The sequence below is a fragment of the Pseudomonas reactans genome (assembly GCF_013385825.1).
In the GTDB taxonomy this organism is placed as follows: domain Bacteria; phylum Pseudomonadota; class Gammaproteobacteria; order Pseudomonadales; family Pseudomonadaceae; genus Aquipseudomonas; species Aquipseudomonas reactans.
Window position 1 is genome coordinate 218,048 of the sequence record NZ_JACAPG010000023.1, and the last position, 26,134, is coordinate 244,181.

The 26,134-nt window shown below is 59.6% G+C and carries 20 protein-coding genes; 13 read left to right on the forward strand and 7 right to left on the reverse strand.

The window, feature by feature from the left end; all coding sequences use genetic code 11:
- The first annotated feature begins 169 nt into the window (after positions 1-169).
- On the forward strand, positions 170-1,078 hold the full coding sequence (locus HX868_RS27480; RefSeq protein WP_177005008.1) for a LysR substrate-binding domain-containing protein: 909 nt from the start codon (positions 170-172) through the stop codon (positions 1,076-1,078).
- A 64-nt stretch (positions 1,079-1,142) separates the two neighbouring features.
- On the opposite strand, the gene HX868_RS27485 is transcribed toward HX868_RS27480, so the two are convergent.
- Positions 1,143-1,775, reverse strand: coding sequence for a zinc metalloprotease (locus tag HX868_RS27485; protein ID WP_177005009.1), 633 nt, complete (start codon positions 1,773-1,775; stop codon positions 1,143-1,145).
- A gap of 388 nt (positions 1,776-2,163) precedes the next feature.
- Here HX868_RS27485 and purE point away from each other — a divergent pair, with 388 nt between their 5' ends.
- The 4 genes from purE to HX868_RS27505 all read left to right on the forward strand — a co-directional run bounded on the left by purE (position 2,164) and on the right by HX868_RS27505 (position 4,716).
- Positions 2,164-2,655 (forward strand): 5-(carboxyamino)imidazole ribonucleotide mutase, encoded by a 492-nt coding sequence (purE, locus tag HX868_RS27490; RefSeq protein WP_003176980.1) that lies wholly within the window; start codon positions 2,164-2,166, stop codon positions 2,653-2,655.
- Between the two features lie 11 nt (positions 2,656-2,666).
- Positions 2,667-3,752 (forward strand): 5-(carboxyamino)imidazole ribonucleotide synthase, encoded by a 1,086-nt coding sequence (locus tag HX868_RS27495; protein WP_177005010.1) that lies wholly within the window; start codon positions 2,667-2,669, stop codon positions 3,750-3,752.
- A gap of 104 nt (positions 3,753-3,856) precedes the next feature.
- Positions 3,857-4,102 carry a GlsB/YeaQ/YmgE family stress response membrane protein gene (locus HX868_RS27500; RefSeq protein WP_016978642.1) on the forward strand — a complete coding sequence of 82 codons (246 nt, stop codon included), beginning with the start codon at positions 3,857-3,859 and terminating at the stop codon, positions 4,100-4,102.
- 77 nt (positions 4,103-4,179) lie between these two features.
- A complete protein-coding gene (locus HX868_RS27505; RefSeq protein ID WP_177005011.1) occupies positions 4,180-4,716 on the forward strand; it encodes a DUF3299 domain-containing protein in 537 nt (178 codons plus the stop codon).
- A gap of 46 nt (positions 4,717-4,762) precedes the next feature.
- Here HX868_RS27505 and HX868_RS27510 read toward each other — a convergent pair whose 3' ends face one another.
- From HX868_RS27510 to HX868_RS27520, 3 genes are all read right to left on the reverse strand, one after another.
- Entirely contained in the window at positions 4,763-10,348 is a 5,586-nt protein-coding gene (locus tag HX868_RS27510; protein WP_177005012.1) for a hypothetical protein, read from the reverse strand.
- A gap of 160 nt (positions 10,349-10,508) precedes the next feature.
- Entirely contained in the window at positions 10,509-11,411 is a 903-nt protein-coding gene (locus HX868_RS27515; protein WP_177005013.1) for a D-hexose-6-phosphate mutarotase, read from the reverse strand.
- A 58-nt stretch (positions 11,412-11,469) separates the two neighbouring features.
- Positions 11,470-11,874, reverse strand: coding sequence for an acyl-CoA thioesterase (locus HX868_RS27520; RefSeq protein WP_003176975.1), 405 nt, complete (start codon positions 11,872-11,874; stop codon positions 11,470-11,472).
- A gap of 444 nt (positions 11,875-12,318) precedes the next feature.
- Here HX868_RS27520 and HX868_RS27525 point away from each other — a divergent pair, with 444 nt between their 5' ends.
- The 8 genes from HX868_RS27525 to HX868_RS27560 all read left to right on the forward strand — a co-directional run bounded on the left by HX868_RS27525 (position 12,319) and on the right by HX868_RS27560 (position 22,443).
- The gene (locus tag HX868_RS27525; protein WP_010207587.1) at positions 12,319-13,608 is read left to right on the forward strand and encodes an MFS transporter; all 1,290 of its coding nucleotides are present in this window, start codon (positions 12,319-12,321) and stop codon (positions 13,606-13,608) included.
- Positions 13,609-13,786: 178 nt separating this feature from the next.
- A complete protein-coding gene (locus HX868_RS27530; protein WP_016978637.1) occupies positions 13,787-14,773 on the forward strand; it encodes a phosphate ABC transporter substrate-binding protein PstS in 987 nt (328 codons plus the stop codon).
- A gap of 384 nt (positions 14,774-15,157) precedes the next feature.
- Positions 15,158-17,191 (forward strand): ABC transporter permease subunit, encoded by a 2,034-nt coding sequence (locus HX868_RS27535; RefSeq protein WP_177005079.1) that lies wholly within the window; start codon positions 15,158-15,160, stop codon positions 17,189-17,191.
- A 15-nt stretch (positions 17,192-17,206) separates the two neighbouring features.
- Entirely contained in the window at positions 17,207-18,877 is a 1,671-nt protein-coding gene (gene pstA / locus HX868_RS27540) for a phosphate ABC transporter permease PstA (protein ID WP_016978635.1), read from the forward strand.
- 72 nt (positions 18,878-18,949) lie between these two features.
- Positions 18,950-19,783: a phosphate ABC transporter ATP-binding protein PstB gene (gene pstB / locus HX868_RS27545; protein ID WP_010207582.1), complete on the forward strand. Its 834-nt coding sequence runs from the start codon at positions 18,950-18,952 to the stop codon at positions 19,781-19,783.
- A 70-nt stretch (positions 19,784-19,853) separates the two neighbouring features.
- Positions 19,854-20,615: a phosphate signaling complex protein PhoU gene (gene phoU / locus HX868_RS27550; protein WP_016978634.1), complete on the forward strand. Its 762-nt coding sequence runs from the start codon at positions 19,854-19,856 to the stop codon at positions 20,613-20,615.
- Positions 20,616-20,783: 168 nt separating this feature from the next.
- A complete protein-coding gene (locus HX868_RS27555) occupies positions 20,784-21,692 on the forward strand; it encodes a response regulator (RefSeq protein WP_016978633.1) in 909 nt (302 codons plus the stop codon).
- A gap of 88 nt (positions 21,693-21,780) precedes the next feature.
- Entirely contained in the window at positions 21,781-22,443 is a 663-nt protein-coding gene (locus HX868_RS27560; protein WP_177005014.1) for a M23 family metallopeptidase, read from the forward strand.
- 106 nt (positions 22,444-22,549) lie between these two features.
- On the opposite strand, the gene HX868_RS27565 is transcribed toward HX868_RS27560, so the two are convergent.
- From HX868_RS27565 to phoB, 3 genes are all read right to left on the reverse strand, one after another.
- Positions 22,550-23,890: a hemolysin family protein gene (locus HX868_RS27565; RefSeq protein ID WP_010207573.1), complete on the reverse strand. Its 1,341-nt coding sequence runs from the start codon at positions 23,888-23,890 to the stop codon at positions 22,550-22,552.
- Between the two features lie 124 nt (positions 23,891-24,014).
- Positions 24,015-25,337: a phosphate regulon sensor histidine kinase PhoR gene (phoR, locus tag HX868_RS27570; protein ID WP_177005015.1), complete on the reverse strand. Its 1,323-nt coding sequence runs from the start codon at positions 25,335-25,337 to the stop codon at positions 24,015-24,017.
- A 35-nt stretch (positions 25,338-25,372) separates the two neighbouring features.
- The gene (gene phoB / locus HX868_RS27575) at positions 25,373-26,062 is read right to left on the reverse strand and encodes a phosphate regulon transcriptional regulator PhoB (RefSeq protein ID WP_003176964.1); all 690 of its coding nucleotides are present in this window, start codon (positions 26,060-26,062) and stop codon (positions 25,373-25,375) included.
- Positions 26,063-26,134: the final 72 nt, after the last annotated feature.

Below are 26,134 nucleotides of genomic sequence, written 5' to 3' on the forward strand. Positions count from 1 at the left end.
TCGATAGGGACCCGGAACTGGCCGGAACGCTGCGAATGCTAGGCTTGTGGAAGTTTTTGGGCCAATGCTGTTAAACACTGGCCTATGCACAAACGGCATAATGCAGGTGTGACCCGGCTATCATGACGGGCGTGTGTGCCAAAATGGTGCGTGCCCGTGGGAGGAAGTGATGAACCTTGAGAGCAAATGGCTGGAAGACTTCAGCGCCTTGGCGGCCACCCGCAGCTTTTCCCAGGCGGCGGAGCGACGCTTTGTGACCCAGCCGGCGTTCAGCCGACGGATCCGTAGCCTGGAAGCGGCGTTGGGGCTGACGCTGGTCAACCGTTCGCGCACGCCGGTCGAACTGACGGCAGCGGGGCAGCTATTTCTGGTGACTGCGCGGACCGTGGTCGAACAACTCGGTGAAGTGCTGCGCCATTTGCATCATCTGGAAGGCGGGCAGGGCGAAGTCATGCAAGTGGCAGCGGCTCACTCCCTGGCGCTGGGTTTCTTTCCACGCTGGATTGCCCAACTGCGCAACGAAGGCCTGAACATCGCCACGCGGCTGGTGGCCACCAACGTCGGCGACGCGGTGCACGCCCTGCGCGAAGGCGGTTGTGACTTGATGCTGGCGTTCTACGACCCGGACGCGGCGATGCAGATGGACGCGGAAATCTTCCCCTCCCTGCACCTGGGCAACACTGAAATGCTGCCGGTATGCGCCGCCGATGCCGATGGCAAGCCGCTGTTCGACCTGGAAGGCGAGGGCAGCGTGCCGTTGTTGGCCTATAGCGCCGGTGCGTTTCTTGGCCGCTCGGTGCACCTGCTGTTGCGCCAGCGCGCCCTACGCTTTACCACCGTGTATGAAACCGCCATGGCTGACAGCCTCAAGAGCATGGCTTTGGAAGGGCTGGGCATCGCCTGGGTGCCGCAACTGAGCGTACGGGCGGAGTTGGCGCGCGGTGAGCTGGTGGTGTGCGGCGGCCCGCAATGGCATGTGCCGCTGGAAATTCGCCTGTATCGCTGCGCGTTGGTGCGCAAGGCGAATGTGCGCTTGTTGTGGCGCAAGTTGGAGGGTGGGGCAGCGGGACCGGTTTGATGAGACGCGGGTGAGTGTCCTCGCGGCCTGGCGTGCACCCGCCCCCGCAGTGGATACCAAGCGATCAGGCGAGCTCGCTGAAGTGCTTACGGATATTCGCTCGGTTTTTTTCGCTGTAGGTGAAGTCGTTACCTCGAAATGCGGAGCCGGCGTCGACATTCATGAGCGTATCATTCCACCAACCGTTGTATGTGACGGTTGCGTCCTTATGTGTTGCGCCAAACATATGTCCTATTGCATGGGCGATACCTCGGTCATCGTTCAATGCCGCTACGCCGACTTTCGAGTCTGGTGCGCCGACACCAATGTGGCCGTTAATGGAACTTGGCGTTACAAGTAAATACTTGTGAAGTTTGGCCGAGCTTTCGTTGATTGGTTTGCTTTGCATTCTTTCAAAACGGGCCATACTTTCTTCAAGATCTCGATGCACATTGCCTTTGTATTTATATTGAAAGGCACGTAGGTTTGGATCCTGATTGAGGGTTATCTCAACCTTACGTCCGGTTGCCTTTTCTAACTCTTTTTTGGCCGCATTAAGGTTTTTTTTCATCAGCTCACCGTCGAAGGTGGGATACGGAATGTCTTCATGTAGGATAACTTCAATGTGGATAGGGTTTTTAGACGCTGGGGGAGTGGGCTTTTCACCCACGTTAATAAGGTGTCTAAAATCGAATGGTGATCGGTTAATTTGATTCACGGTATGGCTTCCTAAGTTGTATAAAAGAGCGTTCAATTAAACAAGATGTTCCGATGTTGTAAATATTGTGATTGTTACCTTAAGTTTTTCATGTCAAAGGGTTATCGCTACATATTTAAAGTGGTTGTTATTTTTGGCAGTGCTCGATAGGGACTTATGTTGCGATTGACGCCTTCATTTGGTTGACTTTTAAGTCAGATAAACCTCTTTGCGAGGCACGTGACAGATGGTCGTCGAAGGGGCTGTTTATCTTGATTATTACGGTATACTGCGCGGCCTTCGGCCGGTCCAACCGGCCTTAATTCGTACACCAAGCCACGCCGGATTTCCCGCGTGGCTTGTTGTTTTTTGACGCGCCTGCGGGCGCCCAGAGAGAAGAGGCACGACGATGAGTGCATTGGTTGGCGTGATCATGGGCTCCAAGTCCGATTGGTCCACCCTTAGCCACACCGCCGATATGCTGGAAAAACTCGGCATTCCGTATGAAGTGAAAGTGGTCTCTGCCCACCGCACCCCGGACTTGCTGTTCCAGTATGCCGATGAAGCAGAATCCCGTGGCATCGAGGTGATCATCGCCGGTGCCGGCGGTGCAGCGCACCTGCCAGGCATGTGTGCGGCCAAGACCCACCTGCCGGTGCTTGGCGTGCCGGTGCAATCGGCGATGCTCTCGGGCGTGGACTCGCTGTTGTCCATCGTGCAGATGCCGGCTGGCATTCCGGTGGCGACCCTGGCGATCGGCAAGGCTGGCGCGATCAACGCCGCCCTGCTGTCCGCCAGCATCCTGGGCGCCAAGCACCCGCAGTTCCACGCGGTGCTGAAAAAATTCCGTGCTGAGCAGACAGACAGCGTGCTGGACAATCCAGACCCACGCATCGCCTGAGGTTGTTGACGATGAAAATCGGTGTAATCGGTGGCGGCCAACTGGGCCGCATGCTGGCCCTGGCGGGAACCCCGCTGGGGATGAACTTCGCTTTCCTGGATCCGGCCCCGGACGCCTGCGCGGCCGCGTTGGGTGAACACCTGCGGGCTGACTACAGCGACCCGGACCACCTGCGCCAACTGGCCGACGAAGTCGACCTGGTGACGTTTGAGTTCGAAAGCGTCCCGGCTGAAACCGTGGCGTTCCTGTCGCAGTTCGTGCCGGTGTACCCGAGCGCCGAAGCCTTGCGCATCGCCCGCGATCGCTGGTTCGAGAAAAGCATGTTCAAGGACCTGGGCATCCCGACCCCGGCCTTCGCCGACATCCAGTCCCAGGCGGACCTGGACGCGGCCGTCGCCAGCATCGGCCTGCCGGCCGTGTTGAAAACCCGCACCCTGGGTTATGACGGCAAGGGCCAGAAAGTCCTGCGTAACCCCGCTGACGTAGTGGGCACCTTTGCCGAACTGGGCAGCGTTGCGTGCCTTTTGGAAGGCTTCGTGCCGTTCACCGGTGAAGTCTCGCTGATCGCCGTGCGTGCCCGTGATGGCGAAACCCGCTTCTACCCGTTGGTGCACAACACCCACGACAGCGGCATCCTCAAGCTGTCCGTGGCCAGCACCGACCACCCGTTGCAGGCCCTGGCGGAAGATTATTCCAGCCGTGTGCTCAAGCAGCTGGATTACGTCGGCGTGATGGCGTTCGAGTTCTTTGAAGTCGACGGTGGCCTCAAGGCCAACGAAATCGCCCCGCGCGTGCACAACTCCGGGCACTGGACCACCGAAGGCGCCGAGTGCAGCCAGTTCGAAAACCACCTGCGGGCGGTAGCGGGCTTGCCGCTGGGTTCCACGGCCAAGGTCGGCGAGAGCGCCATGCTCAACTTCATCGGCACCGTGCCTGCGGTGAATAAAGTCATCGCCATCGACGACTGCCATCTGCACCACTACGGCAAGGCCTTCAAGGCTGGGCGCAAGGTCGGCCACGCCAACCTGCGCTGTAAGGATCGCGCAACGCTGCAAGCGCAGATCCTCAAGGTTGAAGCGCTGATCGCCGAGCAATAAGGCAAGTCTGACGGGAACCATTGGTGACCGTCGTCTCTCTGATTGCAGGATGCCAAAGCCTGACTAGGCTTTGGCATAGCTCACTTCAATCAGAGGGAAATGCCATGGGTATCATCGGAACCATCTTTATCGGCTTGATCGTCGGCCTGCTGGCGCGTTTCCTGAAACCAGGCGACGACAGCATGGGTTGGATCATGACCATCCTGCTGGGTATCGCCGGCTCCCTGGCCGCGACCTACGGTGGTCAGGCGCTGGGTATCTACCAAGCGGGCCAAGGTGCAGGCTTCATCGGTGCCCTGGTTGGCGCGATCATCCTGCTGGTGATCTACGGCCTGATCAAAAAGAAGTAATCAGCCGACAAAGTCCTCTGCGCTGCGCAGGCGCAGGGGGCTAGAATGCTCGGCACTTGTACTTGCCGAGCTTCTCCATGCGCCGTCTTCTGTTGATTCTCCTTTTGCTGGGCCCTGGCCTGGCGTACGCCGGTGAACTGCCGGAAACCGACTGGCTTGACCTGATGCCGCTTTCCGACCAGAAAGCCCTCGAAGCCATGCCCGAGATCGACCACAACTCCCCCGAAGCCCAGGGCACCTTTACCGAAAAAGGTGGCTTGAAGCAGAGCAAGGGCTTGCCGGCGGTGATGTATTCGACCAAGACCGTGGGCGCCATGAACGGCAAGAACATCCGCATCGGCGGCTACCCGGTGCCGTTGGAAACCGACGCCAAGGGCCGCAGCACCTTGTTTTTCCTGGTGCCGTACCCAGGCGCCTGCATCCATGTGCCGCCACCACCACCTAACCAGTTGGTGCTGGTGCGCTACCCCAAGGGCTTGAAGCTGGATGATATCTATACGCCGCTGTGGGTCACCGGCACTCTCAAGGTCGAGAAGGTCAACAACGACCTGGCCGATGCTGCCTATGCCCTGGATGCCGGGAAAGTACGGGTGGTCAAAGAGTCGGATCTTTAACCGGTTGTCGTCCGCACTTAGCGGTGCGGACGACGAGCGCGTCGCGTTATTCTGCCAATGCTGGGTAAAACACCCGTCTGGCCTGTGGCCAATCGATTTCTGCGCGATAAAAATCCAAGCGTCGGCCTTCGCGCGCCACATTCGTTTGGGCGTTTGCCGCCAGCGCTCGCTGTGCCGGTGTCTTGAGATTGCAACTGGTGGGGACGGTGCTGGTGGCCTGTTCAAAGCGCATGTGCGCATAGGCCCACGGTTTGCCTCTGATGTGAATCTCGAACTCGTCCAGGAAGTCAGGGACGTTTGTCCAGCCTCGGCCGCCGGGTTTTTGCACCTGTCGGATACCGGCCACTCGGTTCTGAGTTTTACGAATGCTCAGACCACCCGGCTGGCTGTGTAAAAACGCTAGCGCTTGGCCATTGGGAGCTTGCTTGGAAATCAGATCCGCACGCACTGCTTTGGCCATGGCGTTATAACGGGCTGCGTTCTCCCTGAAGTGAGGTAATTGCGCCAGCAGGCTTTGTCTGGTTGCTTCATCGGTGATTGCAGTGCAAGCCGCCTGAAGGTCATCGGCTCCCTGATTGAGCTTGGTCGCGCCGGACCTGATAAGGGCTTCGGCACCCGCAGGTTCGGCCGCCGCTTTGTTCCGGTAAAACACGATGAGGTCATCAAACTCCTCAATCATGTTTTGCAGGGTCCTGGCAGCACCGTTCAGCTCCTGAGTAACAGTCGCCTGGCTTAAAGAGGCTAATTGACTGGGTTCTTTGATTTGGATGTTCGATTGGATCCAGAGCTTGTCTTCGCCGACCCTGATATAGGTGCCAATGCGCTGACCATCGTTGTTTAGGACGTCTGCGACATTGCTATTCCCGGCTCTGGGCTTGGCGAGTACGGTTACAGAGGCGCGGGGGTGTTCGCCGGCGATCAGTATTGGGATGCGATTTTCCGGCGTAGGTTTCAGGGGCGTCGGCGTGGCGGAGGGCGCAGGTTTCGATGTGCCGGGCAGTGCGGAGGGCACGCGTGAGGGCCCGGCTTTATTCACTGGGAGTTTTTCCAGGACATCCAGCATGTGATCCAAGTCTTCGTCCAGTAGTGACTTAAATACCTTGGCCTGCTCTATTACGGTGCCGACGGCCTTGTTTTTGGAGTCAAAAAAATCGGTCAACTGTTTAGACGCTGCGTCTTGCTGACTGATTATGCCGGTCTCCTTCAGCCGTTGAATATTTTTTTGCTGAGCCTCCAAGTAGCCTTCCAGATGATCAATGACCGCTGCATAGCGCGGGCTGAGGGTGTCAGCCACTTCAATGGTTTCAATCAGTCGCGCTCTGCCGAGGTCAGGTGTGGAAGCGAAATTCTTGGATTCGAATACCGGCAAGGCAGTGTTCTTAGTGTGTATCAGACCCAGTTCTCGAGTGGCCTCCCAGTGCAGGTGAGATCTGTCGATAATCAGGTTTTTCATGTTGAAAGCGGTCGATTGAGCGGTCTCATCCAGCAGGTGTGTGGCGGTATGCATTTTGTCGTGCGCATTTTTGTGGTACGCGTCTCTTTCAGCCTTCGCTTTTTTAAGTTCTTCCAGCCTTTTTCCTCCGGCATGCCCACGTTCGTCGACCGGCAGCCAACCCCCGTCCTTATTGATGACGCGGTGAGCAGGGCGTGTCTTGTTGTAGGGGTGAACGATATAAAACTCAGTATCGCCTGTGAGGCTGTAGCGGGTTTCGATGGCATACCATTGGCCCCGGGCGCGAACGTAGCTCTGCTGATTCTTGCCATCGTAGACACCGTTGGCTCGACGGCTGAATTCTGCGGCTTGCTCATACGAGACGGGTGCTATGTAGTCGTCTAGGTCCGGAATTCGCTGCAGACCCTCTGCCCCCATTGGAATGTACCGGGGGCCGAATATGGTATTGCTCAGTGGATCGATCAGGCGATACTCCGGCAACAGGTCGGTGCCGACACTGCGCAGCGGAACGTGGTCTACGCCGCCTACGTTAAACAGACTGTCCTGCGCTTCAAGGGGTTTCCAGACGCGTGGGTCTACCGACTGTAATGTTCGTCCAGTGGGCACGATCGCGGGTTTGCTGAGGGCTTTTTTGAACAACGCCAGGCCTGCATTTATCTGACGCACCGCTGCAGAGCTGAGCCGCAACAGACCTAAGCCCGCGAGCTTGAGCAGAGCGGGCACGACCGCCAGTGGGTTTAGCTCTGCGAGAGTGCCCAGCAAAAAGGTTTTGGTGAGTGTTGCGAACTTAGGCAGCGCTGCCTGAAAACTGATTCTCCCGCCTTGTGCAACCAGGCGTGCCGAACCGCCGACGTATTTACCGATGGGAACGGCGAAGGAGACCAAGTCGGTGAACAACGACAACGCTCCTCTCTCCACGCGTTGCGGATCGCCCGAGGTGATGTCCTCGACACCGCCCCAGAAGGGCACCAGCATCTTGGCGTAGTAGATAAAGTCGTCAATGGCTTGTTGCGGGGCATCCAGCACGGAAACGTTACGCTGGGCGGACAATTTGAGTTGAGATTCGTCAGTGTGAAACAGGTCATTGGCAACGATGGCTGCAAGCCGTCGACTGCGTGCTGAAGACCATGATTGCGGTGCCCGTATGGACCCCGAAGGGGCAGCTGCAGTGGCTGGCAATACGTGGCCGATCTGCTCGGCGATCACCTGGCTGGACACATCGTCCCGAGGGCGCTGGCCGTGTTGATACGCGTCCCAGTCGAACGGCATGGACGTCGCGAGTCGAAACGATCCCCTGCTTGAACGGGTTGAGCCGCCCGTCTTTCTTACGACAACGTTGCCATTGATCGTCAGCGTTTGAATATCTGGGCGCGCGCGGATGAGTGCGGCCCGAGGGAACACCTCGTAATAAGTGGTGCGGTGCTGAAATAGGGCCTGGATGATGAAACCGTGGCGACCTCTTGCGGCAGCGATGTTCTGCGCGGTTTCTTGTTGAACTTGCAGGTCGCGAAGCTCCTGGCGCAGGGCATAGAGCGTTACTTCGCCGTTTTCGATAGCGCGACGATCAGGCAACGGCAGGTTGGGCAACAAGGCTCTGATCAAGGTCTGGTAGGCTGTTTTGACGCCGCTCAAGTAATTACTGAACCCTTGTTCGAATGCATCATCCGTGGTGAAGCGCCAACGGCCAGGGGGGGAGTGAGCGATCGTTTCGGTCGCCTGAATGATTTCCTGTTCGTGTTGCTCCAAGGCTTCTACGGCCAGTTGGGCTTGTTCAGGGCTCAATTCGGTGTTTTCGGTCGTCAGCACCCCGTTCGCTTTGGCCCATTCCACCGTTGGCCCCACCCTGGCTAGAGAGATGACCAGTTCTTGCTCGGGCGTTGCATCCTGGCTGGCTGTCGCCAGTAACCCGAGTAATTGTTGGAATGTCGTGTGTTGCGCAGCGTCCGGTGCTATGGCTTGCGCAAGTATCACGCCGGCCTTGAAATTCACCCAGGCGATGGAGCTGGCGAAATGGAGGTCGTCGGGAATGTCCTTCACCCAGATTTCCGCGGCAGAAGCCTCTTGCACCAGGCGCATGGCCAATTGCACACCGCCGGGCGTGAGTGGGTGGTTGCGGCTCAGGGACTGTTCAATTTGTCGGCGAATAGCGCTATAGCTGCAGCCCCAGTGCCGTGACGTTGCTATTTCCTCTCCGGCGACGCTCACTCGATCATTGTCGGTTGGGCCATGAAAGTGCAGCCAAAATGCCCGCCAGACCAAGCCGCGCAACACTTTTGCCGGGGGTGTTTCATCTTCGGCGGTATACCAATCCAGTGCCTCGACCAGTTGCTTGCCAAGTTCAAGGCATTGCGGGGTATTGAGCCATTGTTCGAGTACCACCGTGGGGGTCTTCAAGGCCTGCGTTTCGCGTTGTGGCGTCAGAAAATCTTCTGTCATTTGGTTGAAGATCGAATCGCTACCTGTCAGTTGACGTTGATTAAGCCGCTGTTTCAGGATGGCATCGCCTTGCTCGTCAATGATTTCATCAAACGGCACTCTGCCTTCACCCATCCCGAGCGATAGCGTGGCGGCGCGCTCCTGCAGCCGTTCAATCAAAAGCTGGAGAGGGCTATTGGCGGTGGTTTGGACACTGTAGAACTTGAGTGCAAGATCAAGCCGAACAGTGCCGTCTTCTCGAATTCCATCACCGATGTCGCGCCGCGCCTCTATCAGCACGTCGATATCATTGCGCCAATAGGTGGGCACCTCGCTCAGCGGCAGTAGCACGCCCTGAATGGTAAAACGTGTCAGCGGCGAGTCCACAATAGCTGGCTGGTTATTGATGAGCGTTTCAACTACCAACAAAGGCGACCAATCGAACTCGGTCTTTTTCGATCGATTGGCCAGCCAGGCTGAAAAATCGGTGTCATTCTTGAGTTTCTGTAAGACGCCTACTGCCCGCGCACACGCGTTGTATAGCGGTGAATGGCGCTGAGGTATAAAGAATTGCTGCGCCAGTGGTTGCCGTGCGGACTCTGCCTGGAGGCTTTTGAGCTGTACCAGCAAGCCAGTGAAATCAATGGTTCGGTAGATTTGTAACTGTGTCAGCCGTTGCTGAGCCGCGCGCGTGGCTTCGCTGCGTTGCGCGCTGAGGGTCAGGAGTTCGCGGGCGTACCGCTCGACCGCCTCGCTGAAGTTCAGCAACGGTGCAAGGTTGGTCGCCTGGTTGATCACTTCAATGACGCCATCTGGGACGTTGCGACTCACGGCCCAATGGTGTTCGACATCCTGGCGTTGTTTGGTGATCAGCAGGCTGACCTGATGGTTGAAAAAATCCTCAACGGCTGCGACCGGTATCAGATTGACGCGCCCGTCTTGGCTGGCACGTTGCGCCAGGCTTTCGAACGCCGCATGTTGACGGTGAGCAACGCTGGGCAGCAGTTGCTGACGCCCGCGCGTGCTTTTAAAAAGGCTCGCCAGCTGTTTTTTCAGCGCCATCGGGTTGGCAAACTCAGTCAGGCGTTGACCGGGAAGGTAGAGCACGGTGGGGTTGGCGGTTCGTTGATCGCCCGGTGGCCAGATGCTTAAGGCGAATGCACCGACCAGCGCAATTTCGTCGGTACGCGTTATGTCTTGCAAGCAGAGGTGAGAGATATTCAGCGTTTCTGGCAGGGCAGTTGTACTCAACTGCCGCACCAGTGCAACGCTGGCGGGCTCAAGTGAGCCCGTTTCGAATCTCAATGACGCCTCGCACTGGGTCAACAGCGCGATGGCTTGAGCGACGAAGGTTCGACGGGGTTGCTGGGTTGCGCTGTGATCAGCGTTCCAGAACCGGTTGAGATCGTTCAGATAAGCATCTGGCTCCAGCAAGTTATTGATCAGGGCTCTGATTTCTATCTGGCTTGAGTCGTCAAGTCGGGTAAATGTGTTGTTTCTATAGAGGTAGAAGTCACTTTGCGGGGTGAAGTACTCCGGAATTCGGCATTGATGGAGCGCAACGTTTACCAGTGTTATCAACGCCCTATCCTGATCAGTGGGCGGGGCAGTCAAGGCGTCTTCCGGGTTTTTCAGGTAGATGTGTTGGGTTGCGTACCGATCAAACAATCCGTTGATCTCTTCCAACACCTGTTTATTTGCGCAAAAGGTCAGTGAGGGTTGAGCGCTGAGTGTCTCGATAAGTGCGTCATTGTAAGTAGCCATGAGTTTGGCCACGTCGGCGGGAGGCTGTTGCGTTACTTCCTGGGGAGAGCGGACCATCGTGTTGCCTCTGCTAGTAGATGCGATTTTCGCACTCTAGCGAGTCTGTTCAGACACTCGGTCCTATATAAGTAATGTCACCGTGCACCGCGCAGCGCAGCGATCAGCCCGTCGCTATAGCTGTGAAGCTCACCTTCAGCGTGTGCTTTTCACTGGGCGCCAACACCACCACATCATCCAGCACATTCGCCGTCTCGATGCACAGCATGCCCTGCCAGCCATCATCGGCCATGTCATCAAACGCCTTGGCGCGTTCGGTCCAGGGGTTCCAGATCACCGTCGACTTCGAACCCTCGGCAGTGAGCTGAATACGGCGCTGCCAGTCCTTGTCGACAATACTCAACTGGGACGGCGTGTCGAGGTAGATGCGATCGGTCTCGGCGGTGAAGTGCAGCAGGCCGGATTGTGTCTTCTCGGCCCAGTTGTCGGCGGTATCGATATACGTCAGCCCGTCCAGCCCTTCGACCTGTACATTGCGCACATCGCTGACGGCGAAGTAGGTGTGCAGTGCCTGGCTGAGGGTGACGGTGTCGGTGCCACGGTTATGGCTGGTGAGGCGGATATGCAGTTGCTCATCCAGCAGCAGGCTCAGCGTCAGGTCAACCTGGTGGGGCCAGCCAGGATAGCCGCCTGCCGGCACCGGCAGTACCAGATCCACGCGGAGCGCTTCACCTTCAAGCTCGGTTGTGGCTAATTCCCACAACGCGGTGCGCACGAAACCGTGGGCGCCGGCGGGCTGGTCACTCTGGCGCATCGCCTTGACGCTCTGCGGGTTGCGGTCGAATACACCAAACCACGGCCAGCACACCGGCACGCCAGTACGGATGCCCTTGCCCTGCTTGAACACCGCTTCAGGGTTCGGCCAGATCAGCGGCTGTTCGCCATCGCGCCCGTAACTGAAGATGTGCGCGCCCTGCTGCGCCACCATCAGTTCGGCGCCGTTGTGGCGAATGCGCCAGCAGTCCAGCTCGTCGATTTTCACGGTTTCAACGTGGGGCGTCGGCATAACAAAGCACTCTTCATGGCAGGCAATGGGGCAATTGACCGTCAAATCCCGGCGAGGTTTAACGTGCGCGCGACGGAACCGAACGCGTGCGACCGCTGCCGTCGATGGCGACGAATACAAATACCGCCTCGGTCACCTTGCGCCACTCGCTGGACAGCGGGTCGTCGCTCCACACTTCGACCATCATCTGGATCGAACTGCGGCCTATTTCCAGGGCCTGGGTATAAAAGGAGAGCTGCGCGCCCACCGCGACCGGTACCAGGAACGCCATGCGATCAATGGCCACGGTTGCCACACGCCCACCTGCGACCTTGCTGGCCATGGCCGTGCCGGCCAGGTCCATCTGCGCGACCAGCCAGCCGCCGAAGATGTCGCCAAAACCGTTGGTTTCACGCGGGAGCGCGGTGATTTGCAGGGCGAGATCGCCTTGCGGGATAGGATCTTCTTGTTCGAGTTCGATCATGCCGAGGGCCTCTGACCCGTAACGCTTCATGGGTATTTCAAGTGGATAGCCGTCTTCGAAAAAAACGTTTCAGCACCAACATACACCGCGTGATGCGTTTCTCGTAAGGCGTACTAAAGGGAAACTCTGCCAAATCGGCTGGATGGCGCTCAACGACGTTTTGGCACAGCAGCCCCTCAAGACTGCGGTTCTTGCGCTTGCAAGGGCCGAGTATATCGAGACCCTGTCGCCACGACGACCTCTGGGCGTTCATTTGGTCGGCATTTAGCGGCTGTATCGCGGCTTTTTCCGGCAACTGTGCTTCTGGGCGCAGTTAATGGGGAATATTTAGTGCCTTTGAACTGTTATTCGCTCAACGCTGTGCTTTTTCTAGCGATTTGCTATCTTGCCAAACCTGCCGCAAGTCCCGCTTGCCGTCCTGATTACTATAAGAGAAGCCTTGCCATGTCCTCCGTGCCCGCAAGCAGTGCGCAACCTTCGCGCCCGCTGACCCGCAACGACTACAAAACCCTGTCGCTGTCTGCCTTGGGCGGGGCGCTGGAGTTTTATGATTTCATCATTTTCGTGTTTTTCGCCACCGTGGTCGGGAAACTCTTTTTCCCCGTGGACATGCCCGAATGGCTGCGCATGATGCAGACCTTCGGCATCTTTGCCGCCGGCTACCTGGCGCGCCCACTCGGCGGCATCATCATGGCGCACTTCGGCGATCTGCTGGGCCGCAAGAAAATGTTCACCCTGAGCATCTTCATGATGGCCGTGCCAACCCTGATCATGGGCCTGCTGCCGACCTACGCGCAGATCGGTCTGTGGGCGCCGGTCCTGTTGCTGTTGATGCGCATCATCCAGGGCGCCGCAATCGGTGGTGAAGTGCCTGGCGCCTGGGTGTTCGTCTCCGAACACGTGCCGCCACGCCATATCGGCTACGCCTGTGGCACCCTGACCAGCGGCCTCACTGCGGGTATTTTGCTGGGTTCGCTGGTGGCTACCGCGATCAACACTCTTTATAGCCCGGAGCAGGTCTCGGATTTCGCCTGGCGCATCCCGTTCCTGCTCGGCGGCGTGTTCGGCCTGTTGTCGGTGTACCTGCGCCGCTGGCTGCATGAGACGCCGATCTTCGCCGAAATGCAGCAGCGCAAGACCCTGGCCGCCGAGCTGCCATTGCGTGCAGTACTGCGTGATCACCGGGGTGCCATCGTGCTGTCGATGCTGCTGACCTGGCTGCTGTCGGCAGGCGTTGTGGTGGTCATCCTGATGACCCCGACCGTGCTGCAGACCGTCTACCACTTCAGCCCGACCGTGGCGCTGCAGGCCAACAGTCTGGCCATTGTTACCCTGAGCCTGGGTTGCATCGCCTCGGGCGCCTTGGCTGACCGCTTCGGCGCCGGCCGCGTGCTGGTCACCGGTTGTGCACTGCTGCTGGCGACGTCCTGGACGCTGTATCACAGCCTCATGGCGCACCCGGATTGGTTGTTCCCGCTGTACGCACTGACCGGCCTGTTCGTGGGCACCATCGGCGTGGTGCCGTATGTGATGGTCAAAGCCTTCCCGCCTGTTGTGCGTTTCAGTGGCTTGTCGTTTTCCTACAACGTGGCCTACGCCGTGTTCGGCGGGCTGACGCCGCTGGCGGTGTCGCTGCTGATGAAGGAAAGCCCGATGGGCCCGGCTTACTACGTTGCCGCCCTGTGCTTGATGGGGATGGTGGTGGGTGGGTATCTGTGGAAGCGTTCGCGCTGATTCCTTGACATGCTCGCTCCCGCGCCCTGCGTGGGAGCGATGGCAACTCCCCGCTGCGCCCCTTCTCCTTGCCAATAGTGGCCTTTCATCTAACTGTCACATTCCAGACATAGAGTGTTCACACGGCCTCCCGATACTTGGCCCCGATCCAACTATCCCTATCTGCTAGGAGCAAGGCATGAAACTGAAACGTTTGATGGCGGCAATGACTTTTGTCGCTGCTGGCGTTGCGACCGCCAACGCGGTGGCCGCTGGTGTTGATCCGGCAATCCCGGCGTACGTGAAGACCACTGGTGTGTCGGGCAACTTGTCCAGCGTCGGTTCCGATACCCTGGCGAACCTGATGACCCTGTGGGCCGAGGGTTACAAAAAGGAATACCCGAACGTCAACATCCAGATTCAAGCTGCCGGCTCTGCGACTGCGCCACCTGCGCTGACTGAAGGCACCTCCAACCTGGGCCCGATGAGCCGCAAGATGAAGGACACCGAACTGGCGGCCTTCGAGCAGAAGTACGGCTACAAGCCAACCGCTATCCCGGTTGCCGTGGATGCCCTGGCCGTGTTCGTGCACAAGGACAACCCGATCCAGCACCTGACCATGGAGCAAGTCGACGCGATCTTCTCCTCGACTCGCCTGTGCGGTGGCAAAGCCGACGTGAAAACCTGGGGTGACCTGGGTGTGACCGGCGACCTGGCCAACAAGCCGGTTCAACTGTTCGGTCGTAACTCGGTATCCGGCACCTACGGCTACTTCAAAGAAGAAGCCCTGTGCAAAGGCGACTACAAGCCAAACGTGAACGAACAACCTGGCTCGGCTTCGGTCGTGCAGTCGATCAGCTCCTCGCTGAACGGCATCGGTTACTCGGGCATCGGCTACAAGACCGCCAGTGTGAAAACCGTGGCCCTGGCCAAGAAAGGCAGCACTGACTTCATCGAAGACAGTGAAGAAAACGCCCTGAACGGCAAATACCCGCTGTCGCGTTTCCTCTACGTTTACGTCAACAAAGCTCCGAACAAGCCTCTGGCCCCGCTGGAAGCTGAGTTCGTGAAGCTGGTTCTGTCCAAGCAGGGCCAGGAAGTTGTGGTGAAAGACGGCTACATCCCACTGCCAGCCAAAGTCGCCGCCAAGGCCCTGGCTGACCTGGGTCTGAAAGAAGGCAACTGATTGCCTCTGCGGGGCCGGAGTACCGGCCCCGCATCCGAATTTTCTAGTCCGCTGCCAGCCTTGCTTCGCGGCGGCTTTGTTGCGTCACTGCACTGTCATCTTTCTGTCATACAGGATCGCTAGGGTGTGCGCATGAATGATCTGGCCAATTCCACCATGACGACGACTTCTCCCCCCAAGCGCATTGACTTCAATACGCCTGAGCTGCAACGCAAGCGCCGCATTCGCGCGCTCAAGGATCGCCTGACCCGTTGGTATGTGCTGGTCGGCGGTCTCGCCGTCCTCGGCGCCATCACCCTGATTTTCTTCTTTCTGGCCTATGTCGTTGCGCCACTGTTTCAAGGCGCCTCGTTGACCAAGGAAGACGCCCTGACCCCGGCCTGGATCCAGGACGCGGGCAAGCCGCTGATGATCTCCCTCGAAGAACAGAACCAAGTCGCCATGCGGGTTTCCGACAAGGGCCAGGCGTTGTTCTTTAATGTGGAAACCGGCGCCGAACTCAAACGTGTCGACCTGCCACTGCCTGCCGGCACCAGCGTTGCTTCTATCGGTGAAGACCAGCCCGGTAGCCCGTTGGTGATCCTCGGCCTGTCCAATGGCCAGTCCATGGTGTTCCGCCACACCTATAAGGTGTCCTACCCGGACGGTAAGAAAACCATTACGCCTGCAATCGAATACCCCTACGGTGAAACGCCGATCGTGCTGGATGACGCCGGTCGCCCGCTGGAGCATGTCGCCCTTAACGCCACCGATTCAACCTTGGTGGTTGCGGGTTCCGCCGGTTCGCACTTGAACGTGCTGTCCCTGAGCCGCGAAGAAAACATGATGACCGGCGAAGTCACCAGCGAGCAGAAGCGCATCGAGCTGCCGCAGATGACCGAGCCGGTGAAAGCGATCTTCATCGACCCGCGCCAGCAATGGTTGTACGTGATCAACGGCCGCGCCCTGGCCGATGTGTTCAGCCTGCGCGACAAGAGCCTCAACGGGCGCTACAAATTGCTCGAAGACGGCACGGCCGAAATCACCGCCAGCACGCAGCTGGTGGGCGGTATCTCGCTGATCATCGGCAACTCCAAGGGCGGCCTGGCCCAGTGGTTCATGGCCCGCGACCCGGATGGCGAGCAGCGCTTCAAGCAGATCCGCACCTTCCAGATGGGTACTACGCCTATCGTAGAAATTTCTGCCGAAGAACGTCGCAAAGGCTTCACCGCCCTCGATGCTTCCGGCAAGTTCGGTGTGTTCCACAGCACGGCGCACCGCACCCTGTTGGTCGACCCTGTAGTCGATGGCCAAGGCGTGTACGGCATGTCGCCACGGGCCAACCGCGTGATCGTGGAAGCCGGCGGCAAGCTGCAACCGCTGATGCTCGACAACCCGCATCCGGAAGTATCGTGGAGCGCACTGTGGAGCAAGGTTTGGTACGAAAACTACGACGAGCCTAAATACGTCTGGCAATCGACCGCCGCCAACACCGACTTCGAACCCAAGATGAGCCTGGCCCCGCTGACCTTCGGCACCCTGAAGGCCGCATTCTACGCCATGCTGCTGGCAGCGCCTCTGGCGGTTGCCGCGGCGATCTACACCGCTTATTTCATGGCCCCGAGCCTGCGCCGCAAGGTCAAGCCGGTGATTGAGCTGATGGAAGCGATGCCGACGGTGATCCTCGGCTTCTTCGCCGGCCTGTTCCTGGCGCCGTATGTGGAAGGGCATCTACCGGGCATTTTCAGTCTGTTGATGCTGCTGCCGATTGGCATCCTTGTCGCCGGCTTCATCTTCAGCCGCTTGCCTGAATCGATCCGCCTGCGTGTTCCCGATGGCTGGGAAAGCGCGATCCTGATCCCGGTGATCCTGTTCGTCGGTTGGCTCTCGCTGTACATGAGCCCGTACCTGGAAACCTGGTTCTTCGGCGGCGATATGCGCATGTGGATCTCCCACGACCTGGGCATCACCTACGATCAGCGCAACGCTCTGGTAGTGGGTTTGGCCATGGGTTTCGCGGTGATCCCGAACATCTACTCCATCGCCGAAGACGCCGTATTCAGCGTGCCACGCGGCCTGACCCTGGGCTCGCTGGCTCTGGGCGCCACGCCGTGGCAGACCATGACTCGCGTGGTGATTCTGACCGCCAGCCCGGGCATTTTCTCGGCGCTGATGATCGGCATGGGCCGTGCAGTCGGCGAAACCATGATCGTGTTGATGGCCACCGGTAACACCCCGGTGATGGAGATGAACCTGTTCGAAGGCTTGCGCACCTTGGCGGCCAACGTCGCAGTGGAAATGCCCGAGTCGGAAGTGGGCGGCAGTCACTACCGCGTGCTGTTCCTCTCGGCACTGGTGCTGCTGCTGTTCACCTTCATCATGAACACCCTCGCCGAGCTGATTCGTCAGCGTCTGCGCAAGAAATACTCGTCGCTTTAAGAAAGGTAGAAGTCTGTGAAACAGAACTCCCTGAATGGATGGTTCAAGAGCGGCGCCCCCGGCGTCTGGATCAGCGGTGGCGCGGTGTCCATCGCGGTCATCATGACCATTGGTTTGCTGGCGGTGATCGCCGTGCGTGGCTTGGGCCACTTCTGGCCGGCCGACCTGATCCAGGCCAACTACAACGTGCCGGGCCAGGCAAACCATATCGTCATCGGCGAAGTGGTGCAGAAGGAAGAAGTCCCCCGCGAGCGCCTGAAAAGCGCTGGCCTGCCGGTGCCGGACCAAGGCCCGGAGTTCATGACCCGCGAGCTGATCAAGGTCGGCAACCGTGACCTGAACGGCAACGACTTTACCTGGATCGTCGGCGAGTGGCTCAAGGACCAGACCACCCCAGCCAACCTGATGACCATCGAACGCCGTGAGTGGGGTAATTTCTACGGCACCCTGGTCAACGTTAAACAGGACGGTAAAGTCATCGCCGAAGGCGAGGCCGCATGGCCGGAGCTGCAGGCCCGTGTGGATCGCGTCAACAAGCTGGCCGCTCAACTCAAAACCCTGGAAAAATCCGACATCGGCGCGATCAACGCCGGTTTGGAGCGCATTCGCCTGCACGGCCGCAAACTGGAACTGGAAGGCAAGCTCGACGCTGCCGCCCAGGCCGACATGGATGCCGACCGCGCCGAGCTGAATGCCCGTTACCAAGACATCGAAGCCCGCCTGGCCGACCTGCACGCCCAGTTCAACCGCGACGCGCTGACCGCTCGCGACGGCAACGGCAAGGAAATCGAAATCGGCATCGGCAAAGTGGTGCACGCCTACCAGCCGAACGCCATGGGTACGATTACCAAGATCGGCTTCTACTTCAGCAAGGTCTGGGAATTCCTCAGCGATGACCCACGGGAGGCCAACACCGAAGGCGGGATCTTCCCGGCCATCTTCGGCACCGTGATGATGACCCTGATCATGGCGATGATCGTCACCCCGTTCGGCGTGCTGGCGGCGGTGTACCTGCGTGAATACGCCAAGCAGAACACCCTGACCCGCGTCATCCGTATCGCCGTGAACAACCTGGCCGGTGTACCGGCCATCGTCTACGGCGTGTTCGGCCTGGGCTTCTTCGTGTATGTATTGGGTGGTTCGGTTGACCGCCTGTTCTTCGCCGAAGCCTTGCCGGCGCCGACCTTTGGCACGCCGGGCCTGTTGTGGGCCTCGCTGACCCTGGCGCTGCTGGCGGTGCCGGTGGTGATCGTAGCCACCGAAGAAGGCTTGGCGCGGATTCCTCGCACCGTACGTGAAGGCTCCCTGGCACTGGGCGCGACCAAGGCGGAAACGCTGTGGAAGATCGTACTGCCGATGGCCAGCCCGGCGATGATGACCGGCATGATCCTCGCCGTGGCCCGCGCCGCCGGTGAAGTGGCGCCGCTGATGCTGGTCGGTGTGGTGAAACTGGCACCGTCCCTTCCGCTGGACGGCAACTACCCGTACCTGCACCTGGACCAGAAGATCATGCACCTGGGCTTCCATATTTATGACGTCGGCTTCCAGAGCCCCAACGTCGAAGCAGCGCGGCCGCTGGTGTACGCCACCGCGCTGCTGCTGGTGCTGGTGATCGCCACGCTCAACTTGTCGGCGGTGTGGATCCGTAACCACCTGCGCGAAAAATACAAGGCGTTGGATAGCTGATCTGAATATTGCTTGCCGCAGGCCCGATGCCTGCGGTTCAACACAACGAATTGGTAGCACAGGGAGCATCCCATGCAACAAGATACCCACACCCACGGCATCAACATGTCTGCCCTGGGTCGCGACAAGCAGAGCCTGAGCCTGGCCCAGGAAACCGTGGCCATCGAAGTGCCGGGCTTGAGCCTGTACTACGGTGAAAAACAGGCGCTGTTCGACGTCAGCATGAACATCCCCAAGCAGCGCGTGACCGCCTTCATCGGCCCGTCGGGCTGCGGCAAGTCCACGCTGCTGCGCACGTTCAACCGCATGAACGACCTGGTGGACGGCTGCCGCGTAGACGGTGCGATCAACCTCTACGGGACCAACATCTACCGCAAGGGCGAGGACGTGGCCGAGCTGCGTCGCCGGGTGGGCATGGTGTTCCAGAAGCCCAACCCGTTCCCCAAGACCATCTACGAAAACGTGGTCTACGGCCTGCGCATCCAAGGCATCAACAAGAAGCGCATCCTTGACGAAGCGGTTGAGTGGGCCTTGAAAGGCGCAGCGCTGTGGGACGAAGTGAAGGACCGTCTGCACGAATCGGCCCTCGGCCTGTCCGGCGGTCAGCAACAGCGTCTGGTCATTGCCCGCACCATCGCCGTTGAGCCGGAAGTACTGCTGCTCGACGAACCTTGCTCGGCACTCGACCCGATCTCCACACTGAAAGTCGAAGAGCTGATCTACGAGCTCAAGTCCAAGTTCACCATCGTCATCGTGACCCACAACATGCAACAGGCGGCGCGGGTTTCCGACTACACCGCGTTCATGTACATGGGCAAGCTGGTGGAGTTCGGCGATACCGACACCCTGTTCACCAATCCGGCGAAGAAGCAGACCGAAGACTACATCACCGGTCGCTACGGCTAGGATGCCGGGATTTTCCTCGCACTGACGCTGCGGTTCTCCGCACCTTACCGGACGCTCCAAGGACGCCAACATGATTAGCAAAGAAGGCCTTACCCACCACATCTCCGCGCAGTTCAACGCCGAGCTTGAGGAAGTGCGCAGCCACCTCCTGGCGATGGGCGGGCTGGTGGAGAAGCAAGTCAACGACGCCGTCACCGCGCTGATCGAGGCCGACTCTGGCCTGGCCCAGCAAGTGCGTGAGATCGATGACCAGATCAACCAGATGGAACGCAACATCGACGAAGAATGCCTGCGCATTCTGGCCCGTCGCCAGCCGGCAGCGTCCGACCTGCGTTTGATCATCAGCATCTCCAAGTCGGTGATCGACTTGGAGCGCATCGGCGACGAAGCCACCAAGATCGCCCGCCGCGCCATCCAACTGTGCGAAGAAGGCGAAGCGCCGCGCGGTTACGTGGAAGTGCGCCACATCGGCGACCAGGTGCGCAACATGGTGCGCGATGCCCTCGACGCCTTTGCTCGCTTCGATGCTGAGCTGGCACTGTCGGTGGCCCAGTACGACAAGATCATCGACCGCGAATACAAGACCGCGCTGCGTGAGCTGGCGACCTACATGATGGAAGACCCACGCTCTATCTCGAGGGTCTTGAGCATTATCTGGGTGCTGCGTTCCCTGGAGCGTATCGGCGACCACGCGCGCAACATCTCGGAATTGGTGATTTACCTGGTGCGCGGCACCGACGTACGGCACATGGGCCTCAAGCGCATGAAGGCCGAAGTTGAAGGTTCGGCCGATCTTATCCCTAATGTTCCGGGCCAAACTGACGATAAGTAAGGTTGCCCGAGAAATTAACGCCCGGCCTTTGGTCGGGCGTTTTTGTTTGTGGCCACTGAATTTTTTACACGTTGAGCGAGATAAATTCCCAACGTGACTACCGAGTTTTGGCAAAATGCCATCAGTCAGGCGTCTTGCGTGCCGAAGTGTTAATAGGATGAAGGGTCGATGAGTAAAGTCAGTGTATTGGTGGTGGATGACGCCTCGTTTATCCGCGACCTGGTGAAGAAGTGCCTGCGCAACTACTTCCCCGGGATCAAGCTTGAAGACGCGGTGAACGGCAAAAAGGCCCAGGCCATCCTGATGCGCGAGAGCTTCGACCTGGTGCTGTGCGACTGGGAAATGCCGGAGATGTCCGGCCTTGAACTGTTGACCTGGTGCCGTGAGCAACCTCATCTCAAGGCCATGCCGTTCGTGATGGTGACCAGCCGTGGCGACAAGGAAAACGTGGTCCAGGCCATCCAGGCCGGGGTTTCGGGCTACGTCAGCAAGCCGTTCACCAACGAACAGTTGCTGAACAAGGTCAAGCAGGCCCTGCACAAGATCGGTCGGCTCGACGCGCTGGTTGCCAGTGCACCGACCAAAATGAACTCGGCGTTTGGCAACGATTCCCTCAGCGCGCTGACCGGCGGCAAGCCCGAAGCTGCACGTGCAGCGCCGGTTGTTGCAGCCGCTCCAGCGCCGAGCAAAGGCTTGCTCAACAGTCCACCGGTACAGGCACCTTCAGCGGCGCCGGCCGGCGGTCGTGGCCAGGGCCAACTGCGGCTGTCCAGCGGCAACCAACAATGCGTAATCAAAGCGCTGAGCATCAAGGAAGCGCTGCTGGTGGTACGTCGTGGCGAAGTCCTGCCTCAGGTACTGGAAAGCGCCGTGCTCGACCTGGAGCAGGGCGACAACGCCGAAGTCGCTCGTCTCAATGGCTACCTGCACGCCATCGTCGCCTTTGAGCCCAAGCCTGACAGCGATTGGCTGCAGCTGACCTTCCGGTTTATCGACCAGGATGCGCAGAAGCTCGACTACATCTCCCGCCTGATAGCACGTGGCACGGCACAGAAGCACTTTGTGCCGGGTGCGTGATTTGTAGTGAGCGGGGCAAGCCCGCTCACTACAGACTGTAACGATCCCTTGCTAGCCTGCCGTTCAGTCATCCCGGCAGGTTCGCGCCATGCTCATGCGCTTTTTGCTGTGCTGTGGGCTGGCCACGGTCGCCGTGTCGACCCAGGCCATGACCCTCTACAAATCCGTCGATGCCGATGGCGTGGTGTTTATCAGCGACCGGTATACGCCGGGCGCCCTGGCGTTCGTGATCCAGGAGCGCAAGCTTGAACGGCCAATACTCGACAGGCCTCCAGCCCGCTACCCGCCTCAGGCCTACCGCTATCCCTTGCCCTGGCGCGGCGGCCCATTTCGCCTGACCCAAGGCCCCAACGGCACTTTCAGCCATACCGATAGTAAGAGCCGCTACGCCAGGGACATCGCCATGCCCGAAGGCACGCCGATTATTGCGGCGCGCAGCGGAATGGTGGTGAAGACCGAGAATGAGCAGGTCGGGCGTGGCAATGATGCGTCCGGGAATTTTGTGCGAGTGCGCCATGACGACGGCAGTGAGGCGGTGTACCTGCACCTCAAGCAAGGTTCGGTCAGTGTCCGGGCAGGTCAACGTGTGGCGGTGGGTAGCCCGCTGGCCCTGTCGGGCAATACCGGCAACAGCAGCGGGCCGCACTTGCATTTCGTGGTACAGCGCGCCACCGAGGCAGGGCTGGTGTCGATCCCGTATGAGTTCAACCAGCCGGTCGGCGCATTGCCCAATTTTGCATTGGGCAATTGAAGGATGTAGGAGCGAGCTTGCTCGCGAAAAAATGTCAGAGCGCCGCAGGGTTTCAGGCTTTGCGCGTTATCGTTGACGATTTTCGCGGGCAAGCCCGCTCCTACAGTTAGTCCAGCAACAGCACCTTGGCCAGCACGATCTTCGGCCCTTTCATCTTCTTGATGATGATGCGCAAGCCTTCGACCTCCAGCACTTCTTCCTCTTCCGGCACGCGCTTGAGGGTGTCGTAGATCAGACCGGCCAGAGTTTCGGCTTCGATGTGGTCCAGGTCCACGCCCAGCAGGCGCTCCACCTTGAACAGCGGCGTGTCGCCACGCACCAGCAGCTTGCCCGGCTGATAGGCCAGGATGCCGCGCTCGGCCTTGCGGTGTTCGTCCTGGATATCGCCCACCAGCACTTCCAGCACGTCTTCCATGGTCAGGTAGCCGATGATCTTGCCGTCGGCTTCTTCCACCAGGGCGAAGTGCGCGCCGCCTTTGCGGAACTGTTCCAGCAGTTGCGACAGCGGCATGTGCCGCGACACACGTTCCAGCGGGCGGGTCAGCTCGGCGAGGTTGAACGACTCGGGGATGTGGTCCAGGGCCGCCAGTTCCAGCAGCAGGTCCTTGATGTGCAGCAGGCCCACGAATTCGTTGCGCACCGCGTCATACACCGGGTAGCGGCTGAATTTGTGGCGACGGAACAGCGCGAGGATTTCCTTGAGCGGGGCGTTGAAGTCCAGGGTGACCAGGTCCTCTCGGGAGTTGGCCCAGTCCACCACTTCCAGCTCGCCCATTTCCACGGCGGAGGCCAGCACGCGCATGCCTTGGTCGCTCGGGTCCTGGCCACGGCTGGAGTGCAGGATAAGCTTGAGTTCTTCACGGCTGTAATGGTGTTCGTGGTGCGGGCCGGGTTCGCCTTGGCCGGCGATGCGCAGGATGGCGTTGGCGCTGGCGTTGAGCAGGTAGATCGCCGGGTACATGGCCCAGTAGAAAAGGTACAGCGGCACCGCCGTCCACAACGACAGCAGCTCGGGCTTGCGGATCGCCCAGGACTTGGGCGCCAGCTCACCGACCACGATGTGCAGGTAGGAAATCACGAAGAAGGCGGCAAAGAACGACACGCCCTTGATCACTTCCGGCGACTCGACGCCCACGGCGCCCAGCAGCGGCTCGAGGATGTGCGCGAAGGCCGGTTCACCGACCCAGCCCAGGCCCAGGGAGGCGAGGGTGATACCCAGCTGGCAGGCCGACAGGTAGGCGTCGAGCTGGCTGTGTACGGTGCGCAGGATCTGCCCGCGCCAGCCGTTCTTGTGGGCGATCGCCTCGACCCGGGTCGCGCGCAGTTTGACCATGGCAAATTCCGCCGCAACGAAGAAACCGTTGAGCAGTACCAGGATCAGTGCAAAAAGAATCATGCCGAAGTCGGCGAAGAGTGTAGCGAGGGTGATACCAGGGGAAGGGTCCATGATGGGGTTTTGCAGGTTCCGTGTGTTCAATAAGGGGGGGCAGGTGGGCCTGAAAGGCAGGCGCAAGTCGGCCAATGTAGCGGCTGACGGGGCGCTTGCCTAGTGCCCACTGCCGGGCGGGCCGTCAGGTGTCCTGGTTAATTGCCTTCGATCGGGTCATCTGTGCCGGCGGGAAATGGCAGGTAAACGTACTGCCATGGCCCAATACGCTGCTGATCTCAAGGCGTGCGCGGTGACGCAGCAACACGTGCTTGACGATCGCCAGGCCAAGCCCGGTGCCGCCAGTGTTGGAGTTGCGGCTGGAGTCGACGCGGTAGAAGCGCTCGGTCAGGCGCGGCAAGTGCTTGGCGTCGATGCCGATGCCGGAGTCCTGCACGCTCAGGTGCGCGCCCTGTTCGTCGGCCCACCAGCGGATGCGGATGTTGCCTTTGTCTTGGGTGTACTTCACGGCGTTGAACACCAGATTGGAAAACGCGCTGCGCAACTCGCCTTCGCTGCCTTTGAGCAGCACGGCGGGGTCGGCTTCCAGGGTGATCTGCTGGCCGCGTTGGCCGGAGAGGGCCTGGGCGTCGTTCTTGATGGTCTGCAGCAGGCTCTGCACCGCCACTGGGTGGTTATCCGACGGGTAATCGGTGGCTTCCAGCTTGGCGAGCAACAGCAGGTCGTTGAGCAATGTCTGCATGCGTGAACCTTGCTGCTGCATTTGCTGCAGGGCCCGGCTCCAGCGCGGGTTGATCTCGTCGACGTTATCCAGCAGCGTCTCCAGGTAGCCGCAAATCACCGTCAGCGGTGTGCGCAACTCGTGTGAGACGTTGGCGACGAAGTCCTTGCGCATCTGTTCCAGCTGGTGGATGCGGGTGACGTCGCGCACCAGCATCAGGTGCTCGTTGTTGCCATAGCGCGTCAGGTACAGCTGGATGCGCACGCGGTCATTGGTGGGCGAGGGGATTTCCAGGGCTTCTTCGTAGTTCTCCTGTTCGAAGTACTCCTTGAAGCGCGGATGGCGCACCAGGTTGGTCACCGGCTGGCCGCTGTCCTGGGGCGTCTTGAGGCCCAGCAGGGTCTCGGCGGCGCGGTTCCACCATTCCAGGTTGCCGTCGCTGTCGAGCATGATCACCGCATCTTTGAGCGCGGCAGTGGACTCCTGCACCCGGTCGATCACGGCTTGCAGGCGACCGCGCACCCGTTGGTCGCGGCGTTGCAGGTGATAGATGCTGTCGAATACTTCGCCCCACAGGCCGTAGCCATCGGGCGGTGCTTCGTCGGGTTTGTGCTGGCGCAACCATTCATGCAGGCGCAGCAGTTGCTTGAGGGTCCAGCCCAGGTACAAGGCAATGCCGACTGCCAGGCTCCAGCCGTAATAACCACTGATCAGGCCTACCAACAGGCAGCCGGTGATCAGCAAAAGCATGTGGCGGATCAGGGTGCCATGCCAGTTTTGGTTCACTTGAACATGCGTCCTTGTCAGCTGTTAAGTCAGGCTCAGCCTTTGGTCGAAAACCGATAACCGGTGCCGCGCACGGTTTGTACCAGATTCTCGTAGGCATCGCCCAAGGCTTTGCGCAGGCGGCGGATATGCACGTCCACGGTGCGCTCCTCCACATACACGTTGCCGCCCCACACCTGGTCCAGCAACTGGCCACGGGTATAGGCGCGTTCCTGATGCGTCATGAAGAATTGCAGCAGACGGTATTCGGTCGGGCCCATCTCGGCCGGCTTGCCGTCGATGGTCACGCGGTGGCTGATCGGGTCCAGCAGCAGGCCGCCGACTTCGATCGGCGCTTCGCCATCGGTCGGGCCGGCACGGCGCAATACGGCTTTCAGACGCGCTACCAACTCGCGTGGGGAAAACGGCTTGGTGATGTAGTCATCGGCGCCGACTTCCAGGCCCTGGATCTTGTTGTCCTCTTCGCCCTTGGCAGTGAGCATGATGATCGGGATGTCCCCGGTCAGCTCGTCACGCTTGAGGCGACGGGCCAGCTCGATGCCGGAGGTGCCGGGCAGCATCCAGTCCAGCAGGATCAGGTCCGGCTTACGGTCGACGATAATGGCATGGGCCTGCTGGGAGTTCTCCGCCTCCAGGCAGTCGTAGCCGGCCATTTCCAACGCAACGGCGATCATCTCGCGGATGGGCGCTTCGTCGTCAACAATCAGAATGCTCCTGCCAACCATGCTCAAAAATCCTCTTGTCATTTAACTGTCTTGCGCCGCATTAGATAACGGAATTATTGCAGTCGTGTGACA